At 66.7% G+C, this 16,901-nt stretch carries 12 protein-coding genes; 7 read left to right on the top strand and 5 right to left on the bottom strand.

Going from position 1 to position 16,901, the window contains the following annotated elements:
- The first annotated feature begins 508 nt into the window (after nucleotides 1–508).
- The 6 genes from AC5P8D_RS05375 (at nucleotide 509) to AC5P8D_RS05350 (ending at nucleotide 10,449) form a co-directional block, all read left to right on the top strand.
- Nucleotides 509–2,983 (top strand): GH92 family glycosyl hydrolase, encoded by a 2,475-nt coding sequence (locus tag AC5P8D_RS05375; protein WP_495203142.1) that lies wholly within the window; start codon nucleotides 509–511, stop codon nucleotides 2,981–2,983.
- A 96-nt stretch (nucleotides 2,984–3,079) separates the two neighbouring features.
- Nucleotides 3,080–4,129 (top strand): LacI family DNA-binding transcriptional regulator, encoded by a 1,050-nt coding sequence (locus AC5P8D_RS05370; RefSeq protein ID WP_010482566.1) that lies wholly within the window; start codon nucleotides 3,080–3,082, stop codon nucleotides 4,127–4,129.
- 117 nt (nucleotides 4,130–4,246) lie between these two features.
- Entirely contained in the window at nucleotides 4,247–5,503 is a 1,257-nt protein-coding gene (gene fucP, locus AC5P8D_RS05365; RefSeq protein WP_380575793.1) for an L-fucose:H+ symporter permease, read from the top strand.
- 7 nt (nucleotides 5,504–5,510) lie between these two features.
- Nucleotides 5,511–6,506, top strand: a complete 996-nt coding sequence (locus AC5P8D_RS05360) for a carbohydrate kinase family protein (RefSeq protein ID WP_049453474.1) — start codon at nucleotides 5,511–5,513, stop codon at nucleotides 6,504–6,506.
- Nucleotides 6,503–7,729, top strand: coding sequence for an AGE family epimerase/isomerase (locus AC5P8D_RS05355; RefSeq protein WP_191863917.1), 1,227 nt, complete (start codon nucleotides 6,503–6,505; stop codon nucleotides 7,727–7,729). Before AC5P8D_RS05360 ends, AC5P8D_RS05355 begins: the two co-directional genes overlap by 4 nt.
- Before the next feature lie 101 nt (nucleotides 7,730–7,830).
- Entirely contained in the window at nucleotides 7,831–10,449 is a 2,619-nt protein-coding gene (locus AC5P8D_RS05350; RefSeq protein ID WP_191863918.1) for a beta-mannosidase, read from the top strand.
- Between the two features lie 115 nt (nucleotides 10,450–10,564).
- Here the strand turns inward: AC5P8D_RS05350 and mtnC are convergent, their stop codons facing one another.
- The 5 genes from mtnC to AC5P8D_RS05325 all read right to left on the bottom strand — a co-directional run bounded on the left by mtnC (nucleotide 10,565) and on the right by AC5P8D_RS05325 (nucleotide 16,112).
- Nucleotides 10,565–11,260 (bottom strand): acireductone synthase, encoded by a 696-nt coding sequence (gene mtnC / locus AC5P8D_RS05345; RefSeq protein WP_010482560.1) that lies wholly within the window; start codon nucleotides 11,258–11,260, stop codon nucleotides 10,565–10,567.
- A gap of 3 nt (nucleotides 11,261–11,263) precedes the next feature.
- A complete protein-coding gene (locus AC5P8D_RS05340; protein WP_019336326.1) occupies nucleotides 11,264–11,821 on the bottom strand; it encodes a 1,2-dihydroxy-3-keto-5-methylthiopentene dioxygenase in 558 nt (185 codons plus the stop codon).
- 91 nt (nucleotides 11,822–11,912) lie between these two features.
- Entirely contained in the window at nucleotides 11,913–12,554 is a 642-nt protein-coding gene (locus AC5P8D_RS05335) for a methylthioribulose 1-phosphate dehydratase (protein ID WP_109813990.1), read from the bottom strand.
- Nucleotides 12,555–13,126: 572 nt separating this feature from the next.
- A complete protein-coding gene (locus tag AC5P8D_RS05330; protein ID WP_010482555.1) occupies nucleotides 13,127–14,554 on the bottom strand; it encodes an amino acid permease in 1,428 nt (475 codons plus the stop codon).
- A gap of 82 nt (nucleotides 14,555–14,636) precedes the next feature.
- Nucleotides 14,637–16,112 carry an amino acid permease gene (locus AC5P8D_RS05325; RefSeq protein ID WP_010482554.1) on the bottom strand — a complete coding sequence of 492 codons (1,476 nt, stop codon included), beginning with the start codon at nucleotides 16,110–16,112 and terminating at the stop codon, nucleotides 14,637–14,639.
- Nucleotides 16,113–16,245: 133 nt separating this feature from the next.
- Between AC5P8D_RS05325 and AC5P8D_RS05320 the strand changes: the two genes are divergently transcribed.
- On the top strand, nucleotides 16,246–16,860 hold the full coding sequence (locus AC5P8D_RS05320) for an NUDIX hydrolase (RefSeq protein ID WP_171954996.1): 615 nt from the start codon (nucleotides 16,246–16,248) through the stop codon (nucleotides 16,858–16,860).
- Nucleotides 16,861–16,901 lie beyond the last annotated feature (41 nt).

Here is a 16,901-nt window from a genome sequence, read left to right as displayed (position 1 = left end):
TGGATGGGTATTGGTAGACCCGAGCCATGTGTGGATGAACGTCAATCGAAATCGAATATTTCGACATCGGAACGAATTGAGCCGAGCACAGCTCGGCTCTACAAAAATGCAGGCAGATCGCGGAAATCTGTCGAAGGCGGGGTGGGTCCGGTTGCGGGGGCGTGAGCCGCATGGATGCGGCGACCGAGCTTACATGGACGTACTTGCAGCGTCCCCCGCAACCGGACCCAGCCCGACTCCCCACAGGAAACCAGCTTCTGCTGTTGCTGTTGCTCCAGCTCGTAGCAGGTGCAGGGCGCAGCCCTGCCGAACACCCCCCTCTCATGCTGCGCCGCAGAATGCATTCGGCTGAACCAGCATGCTCTACTTGAATCGATCTAAATTCACGGTCGCACGGGTCGGGCGTCATTCCAGGGGGAGCTTTCTGCCAGTTGTGGCGGAGCTCAGCGGAACGGTGCCGGACGGCCCCGGCCGTCTGCCTCCGTGTCATCGACTACAGGAACCCGACATGCGTCCAGTGCCGTCCGCTCCCGCCGTCCCATTGTCTTCGCGCCCGCTGGCGCGGCTGGCCTGCCTGCTCGCACTGTCGGCGTCGCCGATGCTGCTGCAGGCCGCGCCGGCCGCGCCGGCCGCGCTGGAGCGCGAGGTCAACACCTTCATCGGCAGCAAGGACGACGGCAACACGTTCCCAGGCGCGTCGGCACCGTTCGGCCTGATCCAGGTCAGCCCGATCGGCAGCCACTACTCGGGCTGGCGCTATGACGACGAGAAGATCCGCGGTTTCGGCCACTCCTTCATCTCCGGCGCAGGTTGCTGGGAGCAGGGCGGCCAGGTGTCGGTGCTGCCGGTGACCGGTTCGATCGGCCCGGGCGGCGATTTCGATACCGGCAACGCCAAGCAGTTTGACCACAAGGCGTATGCCTCGTCGTACACCCATGACGGCGAGGTCGGCCAGGCCGGCTATTACAAAGTGCGGCTGACCAGCTACGGCGGCATCGACGCAGAATCGACCGCACGTACGCGCGCCGCAGCCGAGCGCTACACCTTCAGCCAGCGCCAGGGCGATGGCCACGTGCTGGTCAATGTCGGCCAGGCCAACGAGCGCCATTCGGTGATCGGCAGCGTGGTCGATGTGGTCGGCGACCGCGTGGTGGAAGGCAAGCTGGTCACCAAGAGTTTCTGTGGCGGCCACCAGTACACCACCTGGTTCCGCATCGAGTTCGATCGCCCGTTCAAGGCGCATGGCACTTGGGGCGAGGGTGGCGGCCTGCCGGGCGCACGCCACAGCATGGAAGGCGAACAGAAGCCGAATGGGGCCTGGCTCAGCTTTGATCTGGCCAAGGGCCAGTCGGTGACGGCGGTCAGCGCGATCTCGCACGTGGATGCCGAAGGCGCGCGCATCAACCTGCGCGCGGACGGCATGCAGGATGGGGCGCTGCTCGGTTTCGACCGCATGCGTGCGTTGTCCCAGCAATCCTGGCGCGAGCAGCTGGGCCGGGTGCGCGTGCAGGGTGGCAACGCCGACGACCGCGCGGTGTTCTACAGCGCGGTCTACCACGCGCTGCTGCAGCCGATGACCGGCAACGACGCCGACGGGCGCTACCGCGGCTATGACGATGGTATCCACCGTGCCGACGGCTGGACCTACTACGAGTACTTCTCGCTGTGGGATACCTACCGCGCGCAGAACCAGTGGCTGGCGCTGACCCGCCCGGACGTGGCACGCGATATCGGCCGTACCCTGCTGGCGATCGACGAGCAGGGTGGTTGGCTGCCGCGCTGGGGCTATGCCAACTTCGAGACCAACATCATGACCGGCGACCCGGTCACCCCGTTCATGGTCGACCTGTGGCGCTTCGGCGCGCTCAAGGGCCGTGAATCGCAGGCCTGGGATGCGCTGCGCCGCAACGCCTTCGGCACGCCGCCGTTGAACTCGCGCATGGCCGGCCGTTCCGGCAACCCGACCTATCTGGACAAGGGCTACGTGGTCTACGACCGCGCGTTCCCGTCCAAGGGCATGGACGTCGATCCGCACCATGGCGGTTCGGCCACCTTGGAATACGCGCTGGCCGACTGTGCGCTTTCGCAGATGGCCGATGGCCTCGGCCACGCGCAGGACGCGGCGACGCTGCGTGAGCGCGGCCGCAACTGGCGCAAGGTGTGGGACCCGCAGGTGCGTGACGCCGAGACCGGCTTCACCGGTTTTCCGCGCCCGCGCACCGAAGATGGCCAGTGGTACACGCCGGCCGATGGCCACTACAGCCCGCGCTCGCATCACGGTTTCCATGAAGGCACAGCGTGGCAGTACCAGTGGCTGGCGCAGCAGGACGTGCCGGGCCTGGTCGAGGCGATGGACGGCCGCGAACAGGCCGGCCGCCGCCTCGATGCCTTCTTCGCGATGGACGCGCTGCAGGCCGACCCGCTCAATGCCGCCCGCAAAGAGTGGGTGGTCGGGCCGTACAGCTATTACAACCAGTTCCGCTACAACCCGAACAACGAGCCCGACCTGCACTCGCCGTGGCTGTACACGCTGATCGGCCAGCCGTGGAAGACCGCCGCCGTGGTGCGCGCCGCGCAGCAGTTGTTCACCAACGCTCCCAACGGCGTGACCGGCAATGACGACCTCGGCACGATGTCGGCCTGGTACCTGTTCAGTGCCATCGGCGTGTACCCGGCGGTGCCGGGCAGCGGCCAGTTCCTGCTGCACACCCCGCGCTTCAGCAAGGTGGAAGTGGACATGGGCAACGGCCGCACCCTGCGCGTCGACGCGCCGGGCGCCGATGGCCGCCGCCTGCAGTATGTGCAGGGCGTCCAGGTCGACGGCCAGGCGCATGCACCGGTATGGCTGGACTGGAACCGCCTGCAGCAGGGCCCGCGCCTGCAGTTCGCGCTCGACGCGAAGGCGCCGGAGCAGGGCTGGGGTACGGCGGTGAAGGACCTACCGGTGTCCTGGTGCGCGGCACCGGGCAGCCAGCTGCGCTGAGCCGGACTGTGCCGTTCGCGGTCACCCAGCGAACGGCACGGCACGACACGGCCCTGATCCATTAGGCTTGAGCCTCCAGCGGAGTCCGGGAAGACGATGAACGACAACGGCAGCAGTCCCAGCAAGCGCGCCGGCAAGGCGGTGACGGTGACCGACATCGCGCGTGCCATCGGCGTGTCACGGGCAACCGTGTCGCTGGTGCTGCGTGGCAGCCCACTGGTCAACGTCGATACCCGCGCCAAGGTCGAGGCCGAACTGCGTCGCCAGCGCTATGTCTACAACCGCGCGGCGGCCAACCTCCGTCGTCGTACGTCGTCAAGCATCGCGCTGGTGATCAACGATCTGTCCAACCCGTTCTTCGCCGAATTCGCCTCCGGCGTGGACGAGGCGTTGGGCGGGCGCGGCTACGTGACCCTGCTGGGCAGTACCGGTGAATCGCCGGAGCGCCAGCAGGCGGTGCTGTCCACGCTGATGGAACACACTCCGGCCGGCTTGATCCTGTCGCCGGCCGAGGGCAGCGATACCGCGCAGTTGCGGCAGGCGTTGGGTGCCAATGCCAACGTGCTGCTGTTCAATCGTGAACTGGACGGCGCCGACTGGGACTTCCTGACCTTGGACAACCAGCACGGTGCCTATCTGGCCACGCGCCACCTGATCGAGCGCGGCCATCGCCAGATTGCCTTCTTCGGCGGCCATGCTGCATCGAGCTCGTGCCACCAGCGCCGCGCCGGTTTCCAGCAGGCGCTGGCCGAAGCGGGCCTGTCACTGCCGCCGGGTTGGATGATCGAGTCGGCGCCGAACCGCCTGGAAGCCGCGGCACGTACCGATGAATTGTTTGCCGACGGCCATCGCCCGAGTGCGGCGGTCTGCTACAACGACACCGTCGCGCTGGGCCTGATGCTGGGCTTGAATTCACGTGGCATCCGTCCGGGCGGTGATTTTGCCGTTACCGGTTTCGATGATATTTCCGAGGCGTCGGTCGCGGTACCGCCACTGACCACGCTCACCGCCGATCCGCGCGAGCGGGGTCGGCAAGCTGCCGCGCTGCTGCTGCAACGATTGGACGAACCGGACGCGCCACCACGGCGCACGGTGGCGCCGGTGCAGTTGCGCATCCGCGAAAGCAGTGCCGCACGGCCGAACTGATTCCTTCCACATACCCCTTCCACGCAACAACGACCTTCCGCGCATCGAGGCGCGTACCGCATGCCGATCTCCGCAACGCCCCGTCCATCGGGTTCCTCCAGCAGCCAGGCACCGGTCATGAATGCCCGTGCTGCTCTGGCGGTCGCCACCACCATCTTCTTCATGTGGGGCTTCCTGACAAGCCTCAACGACGTGCTGATCCCGCATCTGAAGGCGGTGTTCGAGCTGAACTACACCCGCGCGATGCTGGTGCAGTTCACCTTCTTCGGCGCGTACTTCCTGATGTCGGTGCCGGCCGGTCGGCTGGTGGCCCGTCTGGGCTACAAGAGGGGCATCATCGCGGGCCTGCTGATCGCAGGCGTGGGCGCGCTGGGCTTCTGGCCGTCGGCCGCGCTGCGCACCTACGAAGCGTTCCTTGCATCGCTGTTCGTGCTGGCCAGCGGCATCACCGTGCTGCAGGTCGCCGCCAATCCTTACGTCGCGCTGCTTGGCCCGGAACAGACCGCATCGAGCCGTCTGACCCTGGCGCAGGCGCTCAATTCGCTGGGTACCACGCTGGCACCGCTATTTGGTGGCTTGCTGATCCTCAGCACCGCAGTGAAGAGCGGCGATGAGATCGACGCGATGCCGGTGGCCGAGCAGATGGCCTACCGTGCCGCCGAGGCGCAGTCGGTGCAGGGCCCGTACGTGGGCTTGGCCATCGCGCTGGTGCTGCTGGCGGTGTTCGTCTACCTGTTCCGCCTGCCCAGCCTGACTGAGTCGACCGAGCAGGCCGACAGCGGCCACCACACGCTGCTGGATGCCCTCAAGCACCCGCACGTGCTGTTCGGCGTGCTGGCCATCTTCTTCTACGTCGGCGCCGAAGTGTCCATCGGCAGCCTGATGGTGAACTACCTGGCGCTGCCGGAGATCGGCGGCATGACCGAACAACAGGCCACGAACTACGTGTCGGCCTACTGGGGCTGCGCGATGGTCGGCCGTTTCGCCGGCGCGTGGCTGCTGGCCAAATTCTCGCCGCGCCGCCTGCTGGCCGGTTTCGCCGCTGCCAACGTGGTGCTGCTGGCCGTCACCCTGGCGTCGGGCGGCAAAGTCGCGCTGTACGGCATCGTGGCGACCGGTCTGTTCAACTCCATCATGTTCCCGACCATCTTCTCGCTGGCCATCGAACGCCTGGGACCGCTGACCAACAAGGCCTCCAGCCTCCTGATCATGGCCATCGTCGGCGGCGCGATCATCCCGCTGCTGCAGGGCATGCTGGCCGACCGCATCGGCTTGCACCTGAGCTTCGTGCTGCCGGTGATCTGCTACGTCTATATCATTTTCTACGGTCTTGTGGGCTCGCGCCCGCCGGCTGTCCGCACGCAGGGAGGCTGAGTCCGGAATGGGTTCCATCGTTTGCTTCGGCGAAATTTTGATCGATCTACTGGCGCAGCCGCCGGCTTCGACCGACACCCCGCGCGCGTTCCTGCAGTACGCCGGCGGTGCGCCGGCCAATGTTGCGGTGGCGGCAGCGCGCCTTGGTGCGAAGACCCAGTTCGTCGGCATGCTGGGCCGCGACATGTTCGGTGACTTCCTGGCCGAAAGCCTGGTCGAACACGGCGTCGGCACGGATTACATCGTGCGCACCGATGCGGCCAAGACCGCACTGGCCTTCGTCGCGCTGGATGCCAGCGGCGAGCGCAGCTTCAGTTTCTACCGCCCGCCGGCGGCCGACCTGCTGTTCCGTGACAGCGACTTCCAGGTCGCGTGCTTCGACAGCGCGCAGTGCTTCCATGTCTGCTCCAACAGCCTGACCGAGCCGGCCATCGCCGAAGCGACCTTCGCCGGCATGGATCGTGCGCGTGCAGCCGGCGCGGTGGTCAGCCTGGACCTCAACCTGCGTCCCGCCCTGTGGCCGGCCAACGAGGACCCGACGCCGCGCCTGTGGCAGGCGCTGGAACGTGCCGACCTGGTCAAGCTGTCGCGCGAGGAGTTGGATTACCTGGCGGCACCGCTGGGTGCCGATGGCGAGGCAGTGGTGCTGAAGCGCCTGCTGGCCGCGCAGGCGCGCTGGGTAATCGTTACCGATGGTGCGGCCACGCTGCACTGGTATACGCGCGACGGCCACGGCACGGTCACCAGCTTCCGTGTGGCCACCGTCGATACCACGGCCGCCGGCGATGCCTTCGTCGGTGGCGTGCTGGTCGGACTGCTGGAGCGCGGCGGGGCCGGTGCAGGCTTTGCAGCGTTCTGCCAGGACCCGGAGGCGATCACCGCCACGCTGCGCTTCGGTGCCGCGGTCGGCGCTCTGGCTGTTACCCGCAAGGGCGCGTTCGCCGCGATGCCCTCGCTCGATGAAGTGCAGCAGCTGCTGCAGGCCCAGGACATTACCGCATGAGCACCTCGCCCGATTTCCGTTCACCCGCGTTCCTGCGTGCGCATATCGCCGACACGATGGCGTTCTACCACCCGCGCTGCATCGATCCGAACGGCGGCTTCTTCCACTACTTCCGGGATGACGGCAGCATCTACGATGCCAGCCACCGCCACCTGGTGAGCAGCACCCGTTTCGTCTTCAACTATGCGATGGCATACCGCGAGTTCGGCAACGCCGAATACCGCGACGCAGTCGAGCATGGCGTGCGCTATCTGCGCGAGGTGCATCGCAATCCGGCCACCGGTGGCTACGCCTGGACCCTGCGCGACGGCAAGGTCGAGGACGACATGAACCACTGCTATGGCGTGGCGTTCGTGCTGCTGGCCTACAGCTGTGCGCTGAAGGCCGGCATCGAGCAGGCGCGCGCCTGGATGGACGAGACCTGGCAACTGCTGGAAGCGCGCTTCTGGGAGCCGCAGCACGGCCTGTACAAGGACGAGGCCGACGGCCAGTGGAACTTCACCGGCTATCGCGGCCAGAACGCCAACATGCACATGTGCGAGGCGATGCTGGCGGCGTTCGAGGCCAGTGGCGAACCGCGTTACGTCGAGCGTGCGCTGCAGCTGGCCGACAACATGACCCGCCGCCAGGCCGCCAAGGCTGGCGGCCTGGTCTGGGAGCACTACGATTCCAACTGGGAGATTGACTGGGACTACAACCTGGACGATCCCAAGCACCTGTTCCGCCCGTGGGGCTTCCAGCCGGGGCATCAGACCGAGTGGGCCAAGCTGCTGCTGATCCTCGATCGCCACGTGCAGGCCGACTGGCTGGTGCCGACCGCGCAGCATCTGTTCGACGTGGCCGTGGCGCGCAGCTGGGACGACGCGCGAGGCGGCCTGTACTACGGCTTCGCACCGGAATCGCGCCGGCAGCCGGGCATGGAGGGCGCGCCGATCGGTGGCGACAGCTTCGTCTGCGACGACGACAAGTACTTCTGGGTGCAGGCCGAAACGCTGGCCACCGCCGCACTGATGGCCAAGCGCACCGGTGATGACCGCTACTGGCAGTGGTACGAGCGCATCTGGGCGTACGCGTGGGAGCACTTCGTCGACCATCAGTACGGCGCCTGGTTCCGCATCCTCGATGCCGACAACCGCAAGTACAGCGACGAGAAGAGCCCGGCCGGCAAGGTGGATTACCACACCATGGGTGCGTGCTACGAAGTGTTGAACGTGGTGCGTTGAGGTCTGCCGCGCTGCGCGCTCGCCGGACGTGGTCCGGCGCTACCGTGGCGTGTTGAATTGGTAGCGCCGGGCCATGCCCGGCGGAAAAACAGGAGCATCCCGTGCATCGCCTTCCCCTCGTTGTCCGCCTGCTCCTGCTGCTGATCGCGGCCTCCGCCTTCCCGGCAACTGCAGTGCCTCTGCAGGCACAGTGGGAGTTCCGCATGTTGCCGGGCGACGCGCAGGGCGCCGCCCACCCGGGTCTGCAGCAATGGCGTGCGGCCACGGTGCCGGGCAGCGTGCACACCGACCTGCTGGCGCATGCGCTGATCCGCGACCCGTACGTGGGTGCGCCCGAAGCCGAGCTGCAATGGATCGGCTTGGCGGCCTGGGAGTACCGCGCGCGCTTCGACGTGGATGCGGCGACGCTGGCCAAGCCCAATGCCGAACTGCGCTTCGACGGGCTGGACACTTATGCCGAAGTCAGCCTCAACGGCAAGCCGCTGCTGCGTGCGGACAACGCGCACCGCACGTGGCGTGCGCGCGTGGATGGGCGCCTGCGCGCGAACGGCAATGAACTGCAGATCGTGTTCCGTTCGCCGATCCGCACGCTGCTTCCGGGCGTACAGGCGATGCCGCACAAGATCGCCGGCAACTATCCTTCGCCGTATGGCGACGAGCCGAAGGACGCGATGGTCGGCAACTTCGCGCGCAAGCCGGCTTACCACTTCGGCTGGGACTGGGGCCCGCGCTATGTCACGGCCGGCGTCTGGCGCGGTGTCGACCTGCAGGCCTGGGATACGCATCGATTGGCTGATCTGGCGGTGCGCACTGATGCATTGAGCGCGCAGCAGGCGAAGCTGACGGTGCTGCTGCAGGTGGAGCAGGGCGCGGCGGCGGGCTCGGCCGTGGTGAATGTGGATGTGCAGGATCCGCAGGGCCGCAGCGTGGCCCGGGTGAAGCGCACGGTGCTGCTGAAGCCCGGCCAGAACGCCGTCGAAGTACCGGTCGAACTGGTCAAGCCGCAGCGCTGGTGGCCGGTCGGCCACGGTGCACAGGACCGCTACACCGTGCAGGCCCGCCTGGATGATGGCGCCGATGCAACGCGGGCGCGCGAGCAGCGCATCGGCCTGCGCACGGTTGAACTTCGCCGCGAGGAAGACGGCAAGGGTGGGCAGGGCTTCGCCTTCGTCATCAACGGTGTGGAGATCTTTGCCAAGGGCGCCAACGTCATTCCTTTCGACGCCTTCCCCGCACGCGTCGATGCCACGCGATTGCGCCAGGTGCTGACCGCCGCGCGCGACGCCAACATGAACATGCTGCGCAACTGGGGCGGCGGCTACTACGAGGACGACGCGTTCTTCGACATCGCCGATGAGCTGGGCCTGCTGGTCTGGCAGGATTTCATGTTCGGCGGTGGCATGCAGCCCGGTTACGATCCGGCGTTCCGCGCCAGCGTGGTGGCCGAGGCGCGCGACAACGTGCGCCGCCTGCGCCATCACCCCAGCATCGTGCTGTGGTGTGGCAACAACGAGGAAGAGACCGCCTGGAAGGACTGGGGCCATGGTCGCGATCTGAAGGCGGCCGACCCGGCGTTTGCAGCGAAGGTGTGGCAGGGCTATGTCGACCTGTTCGGCAATGACCTGCGCCAGGTAGTAGGTGAGGAGGGGTTGGGCGTGCCGTACTGGTCCAGCTCGCCCAGCAACGACCTGGATGAGAAAGCCAACGATTCCAACCGTGGCGACAAGCACTACTGGCAGGTCTGGGGCAATCCGGCGCTGCCGGTGCAGGCCTACCTGCGCGAGACGCCGCGCTTCATGTCCGAGTACGGGCTGCAGGCGTGGCCGTCGGTGGCGACGGTGGACCAGATCGCCACCCGCGCCGAGCAGCGCATCGACAGCCCGGTGATTCGCGCGCACCAGAAGTTCATGGCGGGCGAGGGCAACAGCCGCCTGCTGCACTACATCGAACTGGGTTACGGCACGCCGAAGGACTTCGAGGACTTCGTCTACCTGAGCCAAGTGATGCAGGCCGATGGCATCGCGCTGGCGGCATTGCATCACCGCGCCTCGCGGCCGTACACGATGGGCTCGCTGTACTGGCAGCTCAACGACGTCTGGCCGGGCGCTTCCTGGTCCAGCGTGGACTATTTTGGCCGCTGGAAGGCACTGCATTTCGCCGCGCGGCGCTTCTTCGCGCCGGTGACGGTGGCGGCGCTGCGTGACGAGGGCAGCACGCGGGTGCGCCTGATCAATGATGGCGCCGCGCAGGATGCGCGTTGGCGGCTGCGGGTGATGGACATGGACGGCAAGGTGCTGCGTCGACGCGAGGACGCGGTGACGTTGACGGCGTCAGGCGTCACCTCGATCGGTGATTTCCGCGACGCGGAGCTGCTGGCCGGTGCCGACCCGAAGCGCACGGTGGCCGTGTTCGAGCTGCTGCAGAATGGGGCGGTGAGCGCGCGGCAGGTGGTCGGATTCGTCGAAGCCAAGGACCAGGTGTTGCCGCGGCAGAAGCTCAAGGCCACCTTGTCCATCGAAGGCGGCCACTATCGACTACGGCTGGAAAGCGCGGCGTACGTGCGCGCGGCGTGGATTGATTTCGGTGCGTTGGATGTGCAGGTCGAAGACAACCTGCTGGACCTGCTGCCGGGCGAAACCCGCGACATTGCGGTGCGCGGCCCGGTGGATCTGACGACGCTGCGCGAAGCGCTGAAGGTGAAAACCCTCAACGATCGTTGAGGGCATCCGCCGGGCATGGCCCGGCGCTACCATTCATGGACCACGGTAGCGCCGGGCCATGCCCGGCGTGGGTGTGGTCCGTTGAGGTGGGTGCGGACCGTAGGTCCGCACACCCTTACAGCTGGATCTGCTGGAAATTCTCGACCCGCTCGTGGCCGTTGGCGGTTTGGCCGGTACGCGGCAGCGGGTAATCGTCCAAGCGGTCGATCAGGCGGGTCTGCAGTCCAGCTTCGCGAGCGGCATCCAGTTCTTCCACCACATCGGACAGGAACAGGATCTCGCCGGCCTGCACGCCAATGGCCTGCACGATGCGGCGATAGCTGTCGGCCTCACGCTTGCCGCCGATCTCGGTATCGAACCAGCCCGACACCAGCGGGCTGAGGTCACCCGCATCGCTGAAGCCGAAGAACAGCTTCTGCGCCGGCACCGAACCGGAGGAGTACACGTACAGCGGCAGGCCGGAGGCGTGCCAGCCCTTCAGCACCGGCGCCACTTCCGGGTAGAAGTGCGCGGTGTAATCGCCGCGACGGTAGCCCTCGTCCCAGATCAGGCCCTGCAGCGCCTTCAGTGCGGTGTGCTTGCGGTCCTGGTCGATCCAGCCCTGCAGCGTCTCGGCCACCAGGCTGTCCTGGCAGGCACCGCCGATCTCGGTAGCCACCGCATCCAGCCAGCGGCGGACCTCCGGCTGCTGGCCATGTTCAGCGACGAACGCCGGCAAGGCCTTGCGGGCATAGGGGAACAGCACGTTCTTGACGAACGAGATGCTGCTGGTGGTGCCTTCGATGTCGGTCAGGATGACGCGGGGCTGCATGGATCAGGACGCCTGGGTAGGTACGTAACGGGGGAATTTCTGCGCGATGTCGGTACCGGTGAAGTGACCGACCCAGCCATCCGGCTCGGTGAAGAAGCGGATCGCCACGAAGCTCGGCTCCTCACCCATGTCGAACCAGTGGGTGGTGCCATCGGGCACGGCGATCAGGTCGTCCTTCACGCACTCGATCTCGTAGACCTTGTCTTCCACGTGCAGGGTGAACAGGCCGGACCCGGCGACGAAGAAGCGCACCTCGTCTTCCTTGTGGAAGTGCTCGTCGAGGAACTTCTTGCGCAGCTCGGCGCGGTTCGGGTTGTCCGGGGCGATCGAGGCCACGTCCACGCTCTTGAAGCCGTTCTCGGCGACCAGGCGGTCGATGTCGGCGCGGTACGCCGCGAACACTTCCTCCTGGCTGGCACCGGGCGCGACCGGTGCGGTGGCCTGCCAGCGTTCGAAGGTGACGCCGATCTTCTGCAGTTCGGCAGCGATGAGCGCGCCGTCCTGGGTGTCCAGCAGCGGCGATTCGGGGCGGGTGTCGTCGTAGATGCGCAGTCGGCTCATGGCGGCAGCTTGAACGTCTCGGGGGAAGACAGGGTAGCAGGGTGGGGGCGAGGCGCAGATTCCGGATCGGCATCTGCACCTGCGCGCCGGTTCAGCCGCGCAGCTTGCGCAGCTCGAGCTCGCAGTGGAACAGGAACTCGAACGCTTCCAGGTGGCGACGCGCCTCGGCCATGTCGCGACCCCAGGCATACAGGCCGTGGCCATCGATCAGGTAGCCCCACAGGTTCTTCTGGTCGAGCAGGTCATCGACCTGCTTTGAAAGCACGTTCATGTCCTGGGTGTTGGCGAACACCGGTACGTCGATGGCCATCTCGTGGGTGCTGTTGCCGGCGAAGGCCTTCAGCAGCTCGTAGCCTTCCAGGCGGATATGGCCCTGCGGCGCGTACAGGCGCGAGGCGATGGTCTGCACCGGCGAATGGGTGTGCAGCACGCAACCCACTTCGGGGAAGCGGCGGTACAGCTGGGTGTGCAGCAGGGTTTCGGCGGACGGGCGCAGCGGGCGGCCGACGGCCTGGCCGTCGAAGTCCACCACCATGATGTCGTCCTCGATCAGGCGGCCCTTGTCCTTGCCCGAGACGGTGATCGCGGCGTGGCGGTCGTCCAGGCGGTGGGAGAAGTTGCTGCTGGTGGCCGGGGTCCAGCCGGCGTGGGCCAGTTCGCGGACGTTGTCGATCAGCAGCTGGGCCAGTTCGCTCAGGCGCGTGGTGTCGTACGGGAAGGTGGGGGCGTTCATGCCGGCGATTTTACTGGATTCGGCCAACGGCTGAGCCCCTCGTGGCTGAGAGGTGGTTGGTTGGTCACGGAAAGCGGTTCATGGAGGTGGCGGGGCGGGTGGGCCGTGCAGGGGACGCTGCAAGTACGTCCCTGTAAGCTCGATGGCGCCATCCATGGCGCCAACGCCCCTGCACGGCCCACCCGCCCCGCCCCTGACAGGTTCCGGCGTGCGGCCGGCCACGGAGGAAGAAGGAAAAGCGGAAAGCGGGTCGCTTCGCTGCGCTTGCTCGGAGCGGAGCATGGCTCCGCTCTACAGAAACATTCATTCAGGAACATTCGTTCATGAGAACGTTTCATCCGCGCATGGCGTGGATCTACTGGACGTGCCAGCAGACTGTCGGAGGTGGGGCGGGTTGGGTTCGCGGGGGTGTCCGCGGCATGGATGCCGCGGCCAAGCCCCCAGGGACGGGTTAACGGCGTCCCCCGCGAACCCAACCCGCCCCGCCAAACCCTCAACCCAGCTGTTGCCGTTGCCGTTGCTCCGGCTTAAAAGGCGGGTGCAGGGCCGCAGGCCCTGCAATTCAGAAAACCTTACTTACCCCGCAGGCGGCTGTGCCTGAACCCGTAGCAGAAATAGATCACGAAACCGACGAACGTCCACACGCCCATCAGCATCCAGTTGTGCATCGTCATCGCCGACAGCAGCGCCAGGCAGCTCAGCACGCCCAGGCTGCAGATCAGCCAGGCCATCGGCATGCGGAACGGGCGCGGCAGGTCCGGCTGGGTGCGGCGCAGGATCAGCACGCCGGCACACACGGCGGCGAACGCGATCAGTGTACCCATCGAGGTCAGCTCACCGAGGATGTCCAGCGGGAACAGCGCCGCCAGCAGCGCGATGCCGATGCCGGTGATCACGGTGTTGATGTGCGGGGTGCGGTACTTCGGATGGATCTTGGTGAACACCGGCGGCAGCAGGCCGTCGCGGCCCATGATCATGAAGATGCGCGGCTGGCCGATGATCATCACCAGCACCACCGAGGACAGGCCGACCAGCGCGCCGACCTCGACCACCCAGCGCAGCCAGCCCAGCTGCGGATGCGCGGCCACGGCAGTCACCACCGGCTCATCGGTGCCCAGCAGCTGGAACGGCACCAGGCCGGTCATCACCGCGGCCATCGCGATGTAGAGCACGGTGCAGATCACCAGCGACAGCATCATGCCGAACGGCATGTCACGCTGCGGGTTCTTCGATTCCTGCGCCGCCACCGATACCGCTTCGAAGCCGATGTAGGCGAAGAACACCATCGCCGCGCCACGCAGCACGCCTTCCATGCCGTACTTGCCGGGGCCTTCGTTGGCGGGGATGAACGGCGTCCAGTTGCTGGTGTCCACGTACTTCCAGCCGACCACGATGACCAGCAGGATGAGGCCGGTCTTGAGCACGACCATTGCCATGTTCATCGCCGATGACTTGCTGATGCCGACGTAGCACAGCCAGGTCAGCAGCAGCACCAGTGCGGCGGCCGGCAGGTTGGCGATCGCGCCGGTCGGGCGCAGCTGTGCGTCGAGCGGGGCACTGACCAGCGCCGCCGGTAGATGGATGTCGAACTGGCTGAGCAGGCTGAGGAAATAGCCGGTCCAGCTGACCGCGACCGCCGAGGCGGAGACGCCGTATTCGAGCACCAGCATCCAGCCGATGAACCAGGCCGAGAGCTCGCCGAAGGTGGCGTAGGTGTAGGTGTAGGCGCTGCCGGAGACCGGCACCATCGAGGCGAACTCGGCATAGGCCAGCGCGCAGAAAGCGCAGCAGATGGCGGCCAGCACGAAGGACAGCATGATGGCCGGGCCGGCGTGGTTGGCGGCGGCCTGGCCGGTGATGACGAAGATGCCGCCGCCGATCACCGCGCCGATACCCAGGGCGGTCAGGCCCCAGGGGCCGAGGTGGCGGCGCAGGCTCAGGCCGTTGGCGTCTTCATGGGCGGCATGCGGGTGCTTGGTGGCCCACAGTTGCTTGAACATGTGTGGTGGTCTTGTCGAAGCGCGCCATGACCGGCGCGCGGGGAAAACGGACGGGCCGGCGCGAGGCCGGCCCGTAGGCGGATCAGGGCGATTTGGCCAGCTTGCTGTTGCGGATGCCGTAGCCCAGGTAGATCAGCAGGCCGAGCAGCGTCCAGCCCACGAACAGGTGCCAGTGCACCACGAACGCCTGCCAGAACAGGAACAGGCAGGTGGCCGCGCCCAGCGGGCAGATGATCCACACCATCGGCACGCGGAACGGGCGATGGATCTCCGGCTTGGAATAGCGCAGCACGAGCACGCCGATGCAGACCGTGGCGAAGGCAAGCAGGGTCCCCATCGACACCAGTTCACCCAGCACGTTCAGCGGCACCAGGCCAGCCAGTGCGGCGGCGATCACGCCGACCACGATGGTGGCGACGTACGGGGTGCGGAAACGGGCGTGGACCTTGCCGAAGAACTTCGGCAGCAGGCCGTCGCGGGAGATGGTGTAGGCGATGCGGGTCTGGCCCATCATCATCACCAGCACCACCGAGGACAGGCCGGCGATGGCGCCGATCTCAACGAACGTCTTCAGCCAGGACAGGGTCGGGTAGGGCTCCAGCGCGGTGGCCACCGGCTTGTCGGTGCCCAGCAGGTGGTACGGCATCATGCCGGTCAGCACCGCACAGACGATGATGTAGACGAGGGTGCACACGGCCAGCGAGCCGAGCAGGCCGATCGGCATGTTGCGCTGCGGATCCTTGGTTTCACCGGCGGCGGTGGAGACCGCATCGAAGCCGATGTAGGCGAAGAACACGATGGTGGCCGCGCGGAACACGCCGCTCCAGCCGAACTCACCCGGCACGCCGGTGTTTTCCGGGATGAACGGCTGCCAGTTGGCCGGGTCGATGTGGGCCGCGCCGATGCCGATGAACAGGCAGATGACGGTGACCTTGATCGCCACGATGATCGCGTTGACGAAGGCCGACTGGGTCACGCCCACGTACAGCAGGCCGGACACCGCCGCCACGATCAGCACCGCTGGCAGGTTGAACAGCTTGCCGGAGGCGATGAACTCGCTGCCTGTCCAGGCGATGGGCGCGGCACTGAGTGCATCCGGGAACGGCATGTGCAGCGTGGTGGTGATGAAGCTGATCAGGTAGGCCGACCAGCCCACCGCGACCGAGGCCGAAGCGAACAGGTATTCCAGCACCAGGCACCAGCCGATGAACCAGGCCATGCCTTCGCCGAGAGTGGCGTAGGAGTAGGAGTAGGCGCTGCCGGAGACCGGCATCATCGCCGCGAACTCGGCGTAGCACAGGCCCGCCAGGGCGCAGGCGAAACCGGCGATCACGAACGACAGCATGACGGCCGGGCCGGCGTGGTTGGCCGCGGCCTGGCCGGTCAGCACGAAGATACCTGCGCCGATCACCGCACCCACGCCAAGCAGGATGAGGTGTTTAGCCGTGAGGGTCCGTTTCAACGTGGCTTCGCCGTCCAGGCTGCCTTCGATGGGTTCGCCGGCATCGACGTGCCCGGCCGGTTCAACCGGCTTGACCCTCAACAGAGCTTTCAGCATGCAGTACTTCCTAGTGATCGGATGGGGTGGGCCGCCGATACGTTGCCGGCAACCCTGGAATGGTGAAGGCCGCGCGAACGGCCCGCTGTACCTTAGCCAAAGCTGAAGCCAACGCACAAGCGCAATCGCAACAATGAACGGCGATAATGAGCAGTATTTTTCCAAGCGCCGCCCATTCATGAGCCAGACCGCCGAAACCCTTGCCGTGCTTGACGATCGCCTGCGTGGCCTGCTGCGGGACTATGCCCGCCGCCAGCCTGCCCACGACGCACTGGCTGCCGAATTCGGCACATTGTTGGACGATGCGGAAGATCCGTTCCGCCGCGAGCGCCTGGCCGGCCACTTCACCGCCAGCTGCTGGCTGGTCAGTGCCGATGGCCAGCGCCTGCTGCTGACCCATCACCGCAAGCTGCAGCGCTGGCTGCAGCTGGGCGGCCACGCCGACGGCGACCATGACCTGGCCCAGGTGGCGCTGAAGGAAGCCGAGGAGGAGTCGGGACTGAGCGGCCTGGTGTTGGAAGACCCGGCCATCTTCGATCTGGACAAGCATTGGATTCCGGAGCGCAAGGACGTGCCGGGACACTGGCACTACGACGTGCGTTTCGTGATCCGGGCGCTGGGTGGCGAGGCCTTCGTGCTCAGCGAGGAGTCGCTGGAGCTGGCGTGGCGGCCGGTGACCGAAGTCGCCGCCGATCCGGAATCGGATGAGTCGATGCAGCGCATGGCGCGCCGGTGGTTGGCGCGCTAGCAACCTGTAGAGCCGAGCCGATGCTCGGCTCGATGCGGGCC

The sequence above is a fragment of the Stenotrophomonas sp. YJH_SMC_101-4 genome (genome assembly GCF_059370395.1).
The sequence above is the reverse complement of the archived record's forward strand: the minus strand, read 5'-3'. Positions and strand labels throughout refer to the sequence as shown.

Coding starts and splice junctions, on each gene's coding strand:
- AC5P8D_RS05375 (WP_495203142.1), top strand. CDS start 509: ATGCGTCCAGTGCCGTCCGCTCCCGCCGTCCCATTGTCTTCGCGCCCG.
- AC5P8D_RS05370 (WP_010482566.1), top strand. CDS start 3,080: ATGAACGACAACGGCAGCAGTCCCAGCAAGCGCGCCGGCAAGGCGGTG.
- fucP (WP_380575793.1), top strand. CDS start 4,247: ATGAATGCCCGTGCTGCTCTGGCGGTCGCCACCACCATCTTCTTCATG.
- AC5P8D_RS05360 (WP_049453474.1), top strand. CDS start 5,511: ATGGGTTCCATCGTTTGCTTCGGCGAAATTTTGATCGATCTACTGGCG.
- AC5P8D_RS05355 (WP_191863917.1), top strand. CDS start 6,503: ATGAGCACCTCGCCCGATTTCCGTTCACCCGCGTTCCTGCGTGCGCAT.
- mtnC (WP_010482560.1), bottom strand. CDS start 11,260: ATGCAGCCCCGCGTCATCCTGACCGACATCGAAGGCACCACCAGCAGC.
- AC5P8D_RS05340 (WP_019336326.1), bottom strand. CDS start 11,821: ATGAGCCGACTGCGCATCTACGACGACACCCGCCCCGAATCGCCGCTG.
- AC5P8D_RS05335 (WP_109813990.1), bottom strand. CDS start 12,554: ATGAACGCCCCCACCTTCCCGTACGACACCACGCGCCTGAGCGAACTG.
- AC5P8D_RS05330 (WP_010482555.1), bottom strand. CDS start 14,554: ATGTTCAAGCAACTGTGGGCCACCAAGCACCCGCATGCCGCCCATGAA.
- AC5P8D_RS05325 (WP_010482554.1), bottom strand. CDS start 16,112: ATGCTGAAAGCTCTGTTGAGGGTCAAGCCGGTTGAACCGGCCGGGCAC.
- AC5P8D_RS05320 (WP_171954996.1), top strand. CDS start 16,246: ATGAACGGCGATAATGAGCAGTATTTTTCCAAGCGCCGCCCATTCATG.